9 protein-coding genes are annotated in these 6,103 nt (G+C 54.3%); 5 read left to right on the plus strand and 4 right to left on the minus strand.

Annotated elements, in window-relative coordinates; translation table 11 throughout:
- A partial coding sequence (locus tag ACOYQJ_RS26015) for an HNH endonuclease (protein WP_422908785.1) occupies window positions 1–889 on the plus strand: 889 nt, incomplete at its 5' end.
- 3 nt (window positions 890–892) lie between these two features.
- Here the strand turns inward: ACOYQJ_RS26015 and ACOYQJ_RS26020 are convergent.
- The 4 genes from ACOYQJ_RS26020 to ACOYQJ_RS26035 all read right to left on the minus strand — a co-directional run bounded on the left by ACOYQJ_RS26020 (window position 893) and on the right by ACOYQJ_RS26035 (window position 2,664).
- The gene (locus tag ACOYQJ_RS26020; RefSeq protein WP_422908786.1) at window positions 893–1,261 is read right to left on the minus strand and encodes a helix-turn-helix domain-containing protein; all 369 of its coding nucleotides are present in this window, start codon (window positions 1,259–1,261) and stop codon (window positions 893–895) included.
- Window positions 1,262–1,360: 99 nt separating this feature from the next.
- A complete protein-coding gene (locus ACOYQJ_RS26025) occupies window positions 1,361–1,753 on the minus strand; it encodes a type II toxin-antitoxin system death-on-curing family toxin (protein ID WP_422908787.1) in 393 nt (130 codons plus the stop codon).
- Window positions 1,750–1,986, minus strand: a complete 237-nt coding sequence (locus ACOYQJ_RS26030) for a type II toxin-antitoxin system Phd/YefM family antitoxin (RefSeq protein WP_210880276.1) — start codon at window positions 1,984–1,986, stop codon at window positions 1,750–1,752. The genes ACOYQJ_RS26025 and ACOYQJ_RS26030 overlap by 4 nt, the downstream gene beginning before the upstream one ends.
- Window positions 1,987–2,094: 108 nt before the next feature.
- Window positions 2,095–2,664 carry a hypothetical protein gene (locus ACOYQJ_RS26035; protein WP_422908788.1) on the minus strand — a complete coding sequence of 190 codons (570 nt, stop codon included), beginning with the start codon at window positions 2,662–2,664 and terminating at the stop codon, window positions 2,095–2,097.
- A 234-nt stretch (window positions 2,665–2,898) separates the two neighbouring features.
- On the opposite strand from ACOYQJ_RS26035, the gene ACOYQJ_RS26040 reads away from it, so the two are divergent.
- The 4 genes from ACOYQJ_RS26040 (at window position 2,899) to ACOYQJ_RS26055 (ending at window position 6,067) form a co-directional block, all read left to right on the plus strand.
- Window positions 2,899–3,759 (plus strand): phage minor head protein, encoded by an 861-nt coding sequence (locus tag ACOYQJ_RS26040; protein WP_422908789.1) that lies wholly within the window; start codon window positions 2,899–2,901, stop codon window positions 3,757–3,759.
- The gene (locus ACOYQJ_RS26045; protein ID WP_422908790.1) at window positions 3,752–4,246 is read left to right on the plus strand and encodes a hypothetical protein; all 495 of its coding nucleotides are present in this window, start codon (window positions 3,752–3,754) and stop codon (window positions 4,244–4,246) included. Before ACOYQJ_RS26040 ends, ACOYQJ_RS26045 begins: the two co-directional genes overlap by 8 nt.
- The gene (locus tag ACOYQJ_RS26050) at window positions 4,227–4,844 is read left to right on the plus strand and encodes an alpha-ketoglutarate-dependent dioxygenase AlkB (protein ID WP_422908791.1); all 618 of its coding nucleotides are present in this window, start codon (window positions 4,227–4,229) and stop codon (window positions 4,842–4,844) included. Before ACOYQJ_RS26045 ends, ACOYQJ_RS26050 begins: the two co-directional genes overlap by 20 nt.
- A gap of 215 nt (window positions 4,845–5,059) precedes the next feature.
- Window positions 5,060–6,067: a replication initiator protein A gene (locus tag ACOYQJ_RS26055; RefSeq protein WP_422908792.1), complete on the plus strand. Its 1,008-nt coding sequence runs from the start codon at window positions 5,060–5,062 to the stop codon at window positions 6,065–6,067.
- Window positions 6,068–6,103: the final 36 nt, after the last annotated feature.

Raw genomic sequence — 6,103 nt, forward strand, 5'->3', positions numbered from 1 at the left:
CATTCTTGGCATGGGCCAAAAAGCTGGAGCCACTGCGATGAACACAGAACAGCAAATGCCGATTGGGAAGGTTGTCCAACGTAGTATCCCGGCAATTTTAGAATATTGCGAGACACAAGATCCAACCGAGTTTTCCCGTCTTCAAGATGCGCGATATTCGAAGGATACTTTCGACGTTAACTACCCATTTTGTCAGCCAATTACAAAAATCGGGCCTGATCAAAGTAGGCGCTTCTGGGTGAAGAGATACTCTGTTAATGACGTCACTGTCCGTGTCACCAGTCAGTGGTTTAACCCACCGACCAGCAACAGCCTTCCACTGTTCCTAACATACTTGGAACAGCGGGGCCTTTTGGCACAAATCAGCTCACATTCAGAGCGGGCACCGGGTGTCGCTTCAGTCAAAAATGGGAGCAAACTTAGCCCCAACCCAAAGCACCGTAACGCGATCGGAAATGCGCAAAACCTCTTTGTCCGCTACCTTTTGTCAAGCGTCTCCGATGACGACTTCAGCGCTGAAGACTGGCAAGGTACCGTTGAGAGCTTTGGCAACCGCTGCGCCTATTGTGGCTCAAAGGAAGCATTGAGCATGGATCACGTAGTGCCGCTGAACAAAACAGCGCTCGGCCTGCACTGCCTTGGCAACCTTGTCCCTGCTTGCCGCTCCTGCAATGCAAAGAAATCAGCCAAGGATTTCCGTGAATTTCTAGCCGGTGATGCGGGGAAAGTTGCAGCTATCGAGGCTCATATGGAAAAGCACGGATACACGCCAGCGCAGGACGCTCTGGCGCTCCGAAAAGTCATTGACCTCGCCCATCAAGACGTCCGAGCAATGGCAGATCGCTATGTTATAATCCTCCAAGCAACGTTGCAGCAAAAGGGCAGTTAGCAGTCAGCCCAAAAAACGCGCCCAGAACCCCTTCTTTCGCGCGGTCTGATCCTCGATCAATGCCGTGATCTTCTGCGCCTGGTCTTTCCAGTTGTCACGGTCGGCGCGGGTTTCTTCCAGCATCTCCCGCAGCAGTTCAACTTCGCGCTCTAACGCGCTGGTTTCAGGCGGGGTTTCATTCCCTAACATTGGTGAGGTTACGTCACTTTCACCTGAAACCGCAGGCCAGACCCGAAAAAGCTCTGACGCTTCAATGATCCACCCGCCACCCTCGCGCGGCGCGGCGGATAATTTTCCTTTTTTTATAGCTCTTGTGATTGTTGGAACACTCTTCCCAACCTTCTTTGCGGCCTGTGACGCAGACAGTGACATACCCGTTACCCTATCCCTTTCACATCGTAACATTTTTAGTTTTTGGAAGGGTAACACCTTTATGCCCCCCATAAAAGGTTGAGGCATGATCTGCGCAGCTCACGACATGGCTTGAGAGTGTTCACGCAGATGCGCTGCCGCCTGCTCACGAGTGATTTTTCCCTGACCGAGCTGTTCCATCATCTCGGCATGTTCAACACCTTTGGTCGCTTGGAGCTGGAACCCGTTTTGCTCAAGGAAATCGACGGCCACGTAAAACGCCGTGCGCTTGTTCCCATCCACAAAAGCATGGTTGCGGGAAATCGCCTCGGCATAGCTGGCAGCAAGCTGGAACGTGTCCGTTTCGCCGTAGGCGTACTGGTTCTGCGGTCGCGCCAAGGCGGACTCTAGCAAAGCAGCGTCCCGCAGCCCCGATGCACCGCCTGCCATCTCGATCACAGCCTCATGGATGAACTCAACCTGCTGGCGCGTTACCCATTTGGGTTCCGTCATCTATTCGCCAGTTCCATGATGGTGTTGCGATGACGCTCAAGGCCGCGCGCAATGCGTTCCTTGTCACTGTCGCTGATACCCTCTGTTACCCCCGTCAAACGACGGTATTCCTCAGCTGACAGCAGCACCAAACGGTCGCGCTGGTGGCTGGTGATGATCACAGGTTCACTCATCGCGGCATCGCTGAAAGCGCCGATGTTGTTCTTAAATTCTGTTGCGGTCACACGGGTCATTTGGACATCCTTTCGCTCAAGCACAATATAGACAAAATGTCCAATTTGTCCACTGAAATTTGCAGACGGCGGTACCCGACCGCCCCATATGGCGGGGAGGGCGCAGGCTTAGACGCTGCGCTCGGCCAGTTCCTTCAGCTCGTCAGAAATCTTAAGCTCCAGCGTGCTGCGCCGACCGTCAGCCATGAGCGCAACCTCGTCTGCAAAATCGAGCACCATGCCAGCCAGGTGCCAGATCTCCGCATGGTCCGCCTCGCTGAAGGGAATGGCTTGCCCTCGGTTCTTGGCGTCGTTCATCCGCCTAGCGATCTGCGAAACGTTGTTGCCAACTCTGTTGAGCGCGCCCTTCATGGCATGCAGCGCCTCGGCCAGCTCGGCATCCGGCGCAGCCATACCACCCACATTCCGGATGACATTGCGCAACGCCTCACTCCGGTTCCGGACGCCCGCTTCTTTCAGCTTTTCATCGAACAGCGCGAGGTCCGCAGGCGACACACGACAGACCACCGTTTCGGTCCTGCTACCCCGCTCGATCTGTATCTCCCGCATGAACTGCGCACAGCGATAGACCGTGCGAACGGTGACGCCATACTCCCGTGCCAAAACGTCCGGGCGGACGCCTTCGCGCATCTTTTTGGCGATGGATTGGCGGGTTGTGTGATCGAGTCTACGGGTCATTTGTCACAAATGTCATACGTTGCTATTTCCTGCCACCCTCACACAACCGAAATCAAGCTTTCTAAGGCCAACCCTGCCAAGGGGGCATAAAACCGCCTGACAGCGCTGTGAGGGGCTCTGAGAGCCCTTCAGGGCGTGTTGCATCAACAAGGGCAGCACCCGAACGCATGGTCAACGATTTCTAAAGCGCTCATCGGCACAAAGATGTGCTGAACAAACAACCTGGCGCGCGCAATGACTCTGATCGACCCGCAAGAATATCGGGAAGCCTTTGTGCAATATTTGCGCAAGGGAACACCGATCCGGTTTGAGACGAAGAACACTCAGCCAACCACGCATTACATCTGGCGGACACGGCGCGACGGCAAAGTGCGCTCGTCTCATGCTGAGCGCGAAGGCCAGGTTTTCTCATGGGACGATCCACCAGAAGGTGGCCACCCTGGGGAAGATTATGGATGCCGCTGCACGGCAGAACCATACCTCCCACAGACCTCGGAATTCATGGAAATCTCCTTGCAGGGCGTTTCAGGCGGCGGTGCCGCTTGGAGTAGCAGGGATTTTGTGAACCACTACTACCGCGGAAACGGTAGAAGCGTCACCGTACGCGAGACCGGCCATCTTTCCGCAATCGTTGAGGAGTACATGGCTCAGGTGAAGAGCAAGCTGAAAGACCAAGTTGCCAGAGAAGCTCGAAAGAAACGCGATGGCAGTTTCACTGACACGTTTTACAACAGCTATGGCATGACCGGTGTCGTTTTCAGTATCGGTGATACGGTGATCGGCGGCGAATTTTCAGGGAACGTAGAAGAACAGCATGGTGTCCTGAGCGTGGAAGGCTCGTTTGATTTCTATTTGAGGGACGAATTTGCCGACCCTGCCGACATAGGCATTGAGGTCATTGAGCCGGGCGAGACAATCTTTGAGAACATCCACAGACCCCTCGATAATTACCTCAGGGGCCGTACCGGCCTTCCACCGCGTGGCCCCCAACGGCTTGGGGTTCAAACCGGTGAACCGTATTCGATAACTGACGATTGGTCAGGGACGCTGAGCGGGCAAATCTACTTGGATCCTGCGCGAAGCGCCTATGGATAGACTCGGCTCCCTTTTGGTAATCGGAACGCTCTCTGTGGTTCTTGCATTGGGTTTCTATTGGGGAGTTCCGACGCACTGCGTGCAACTTCCCAATGGTTTGAACATCGGCAAACAAGCTCTGATTGATCTGAACCGACCATATTTCAGACCAGATATCGTTCCCAAGTTTGACAACGGTCAATCGCTGCTACCCGGAGACGCATGGCCGTTCTACGCCACAGAAACAACAGTTCACGGGCTCGCGCTAGAAGCCGATCCTGAAGATGATTTCTGGTTCGCATGGCGCGAAGACACAGGTTTGGTTCTCAAAGCTGAAGATCCTGCACTTTACGAAAAACTCGTCTCAGAAGCTGGTGCACAGATGGGAAACAAGGGGATCAATGTCGTAGGTTCTCATATGGTGATGATGCAGCTGCAAAGACGACCTGAATATGCCAATCAAACCTGTCGGACGCGGTGGATAGTCGTTGGTACAGGGCATCTTTAGTTTGCGGTCAGCCCAACTGTCATTTCGTCAGGATGAGTGGCCAGACGGGCTAACCTATCTGGAAAACTACATCTCGGAGGACGAAGCCGACAGGCTCGTCCAGGACATCGACGCGGCTCCCTGGCGCGCCGATCTGAAGCGGCGTGTTCAGCACTACGGCTATCGCTACGACTACAAAGCGCGGCAGGCCAGGCGGGAAGACTATCTCGGCCCGCTGCCTGAGTTGCTCCAACAGCTGGCAGAACGGCTGACAATCGAAGGCTATTTTCAGCTTGTACCAGACCAAGTCATCATCAACGAATATCAGCCCGGACAGGGCATCTCTGCCCATATCGACTGCCAACCCTGCTTTGGAGAAACAATCGCCTCTGTGAGCCTTCTCTCGGCCTGTGTGATGCAGTTTGCCTCCCAGACCCGTTCTCAGCAAATGGAGCTACACCTCCAATCTGCGAGTCTACTGGTTTTGAGTAGTGACGCTCGCCATCTGTGGACCCATGCTATCCCCGTAAGGAAAACGGATGTCTTTGAGGGGCAGAAGCATTTCCGTTCTCGGCGTCTTTCACTGACATTTCGAACGATGAAGTTCAAAAACCCCTAGTGTTAATAGTGTTACCTACGGAGTATGTTACCAGCCTCAAAAATGGCTCTAACTCTTTGTCTATGAAAGCGAAAACTATCCACAGGGTTCCGAAAGGCGCGAATCTGGGTTCCGAAAGGCGCGAATCTGGGTTCCGAAAGGCGCGAATGCTGATCGGTTCCTGATAGCGCGAATTTTGGGTTCCTGATGGCGCGAATCTGAGCTATGTCTTGATCATGGCCTTGCTCCCCGACCGACACCCTCAAAAAGACTTCTTCATCCTCGACATTGCGGACGTGGTTCCGAAGGATGACACCTCGACCATGGAGCATCCGATTTTCTCCCTGGCGACCAAACCAGACATGCGCCACCTCCACTATCAGAATGGCGAGAATACCCTCAAAATCGTCCCTTCCGGCAACGGCTTACCAACCATCTTCGACAAGGATATTCTGATCTTCTGCATCAGCCAGTTGATGCACAAAAAGAACCGGGGCGAAAAAATCGGCAAGCGCGTCCGCTTCTCGGCCCGCGAGCTGATGATTGCCACCAACCGGCGCACCGACGACAAGAGTTACAAGAGGCTGGAAGCTGCGTTTCAAAGGCTGATCGGCACAACGTTCACCACCAACATTGCCAACGGCGACTACGAGGAAACACGGATATTCACCCTGCTGGAGTCTGGCAGCGGCTTCGTGGTCAAACGTAAAACCCGACGCCTCGACTATTGTGAGGTGATCCTCTCCGACTGGTTCATGGCCGCGATTGAAAGCAACGCTGTCGTAAGTATTTCAGAGGGCTATTTTCGCCTGCGCCGTCCGCTTGAGCGGCGCATTTATGAGATCGCCCGCAAGCACTGCGGCAACCAAAAAAAGTGGCATATCCGGTTGTCAAAGCTGCAAGAAAAGACTGGTAGCAACGCCCCGCTCAAGAAATTCCGGCTCAACATTCGGCAGATCATCGAAGACGACGAAACACCCTTCTACCGCATGGAACTCACGGACGATGACCTTGTCGTCTTCCGCCCTCGGACGACCCAGACCACGCTCGCGCCATCCATCACCCTGCCGGAATGGGCAGAAGACAAGGCCCGCGCCATCGCAAGGGAGAAGAGCCGAGATTACTATGCCATGCGAACTGATTGGCTGACGTTCGCCCAATCGGAAACCGCCAAAGGAAACCCACCCCAGAATACAGGCGCCGCATTCTTGGCATGGGCCAAAAAGCTGGAGCCACTGCGATGAACACAGAACAGCAAATGCCGATTGGGAAGGTTGTCC

This window comes from Pacificoceanicola algae (assembly GCF_049341065.1).
GTDB lineage: Bacteria > Pseudomonadota > Alphaproteobacteria > Rhodobacterales > Rhodobacteraceae > Pacificoceanicola.